1 protein-coding gene is annotated in these 1220 nt (G+C 72.2%); it reads right to left on the reverse strand.

What is annotated here, in order from left to right; all coding sequences use genetic code 11:
• Positions 1 to 972: polysaccharide biosynthesis protein (locus ACAM49_RS40215; protein ID WP_369640747.1), on the reverse strand; the 972-nt coding region annotated here is incomplete at its 3' end.
• Positions 973 to 1220 lie beyond the last annotated feature (248 nt).

Genomic DNA, 1220 nt, shown 5'->3' on the forward strand with positions numbered 1-1220 from the left:
CGCCCCCGCCACGGTCACCGCCCCGATCCCCGCCAGCACGGCCAGCGCCGACCGCATGGCCCGCGCCGAATGCTGCGGATGCGCCATCTTCGGATACAGCACCACCCCCACCGCCTGCGGCAACCAGAACGCGATCTTCGCCGCGATGGCCCCCAGCGCATACCGCCCAGCATCGTTCTCATCCAGCACAATCCGCGAAACCAGCAGATCCGCCGCCGACAACGCCGTCAACGCCGCCTGCACCTGCACCGCCCGAAACACCGCGGCGACACCGAGACCCCACGGGGCGGCGCTTCCGGCCTCTCGGTACGCCGCCCGGGGCACCTGGCCTGCGCGCTCGGCTTCGGATCGAGCGATGTTCGGACCCGCGGCCGACTCCACCGCGGCTCGGTCGGCCGAATTCGGCTCGCCCGCAGTCGTTTCGCCGCCGGTCGTGGCCTCGGTGCGCGTGGAGACCGCGGCATCACAAACCCGCCGCGCCGTGGCCGCAGCCAGGGCCGTCCCGGCCGCACCGGTCCACAATGCGGCGGCCGGTCCGAATCCGCAGGCCAGCGCGACCAGTGCCGGTGTCACCCGCGCTATCGCCGCACCACCCAGCACCACCGCGAGCTCGCGGAACCGGCTGCGCCCCTGGAGAATTCCCTGCTCCCCGGCCAGCAACACCAAAAGCGGCGCGGCGCACAGCGCACCGGCCGAGGCCATCACACTCACCTTCAGCACCGCGCTGACCACCGGAGCGAGTACGAGTGCGGCCGCGGCCACCAGTCCGGCGCAGCGCAGCGTCAGCGCCCGAGCGGCGGCCACCGGCGCACCGCGTACGACCTCGCGGGCTACGACGTTCTGCAACGCGAGCGCGGGCACCGCGCACAGCAGCTGCACCGCGAGCAGACTCGCGAACGCGCTGTACCCCGCCACCCCCAACCACCGGCTGGCCAGCAATTGCAGCAGATACCCCGCCACATTCGCTGTCATAGCCCCCGCCGTCACCAAGGTCAGGTCCTTGACCACAGGCAGACGGCGTACAACAGACACGCCGCAATGCTGCCATCCCGTCAGCCGCCCCCGGTCGCTCACCCCTCCGCCGATCGGCGAACGAAAGCGGCCCAGCACCTTTCGGGTGCTGGGCCACTTCGGAACGGGAGCCGCTAGGGCTTGCTCATGTCGATCTGCTGGGTCGGCGGGTCGAAGTTGCCGCCGGAGCCGCCGGCGGGGGCCGGGGC

The sequence above is a fragment of the Nocardia sp. JMUB6875 genome, from assembly GCF_041154655.1.
GTDB lineage: Bacteria > Actinomycetota > Actinomycetes > Mycobacteriales > Mycobacteriaceae > Nocardia.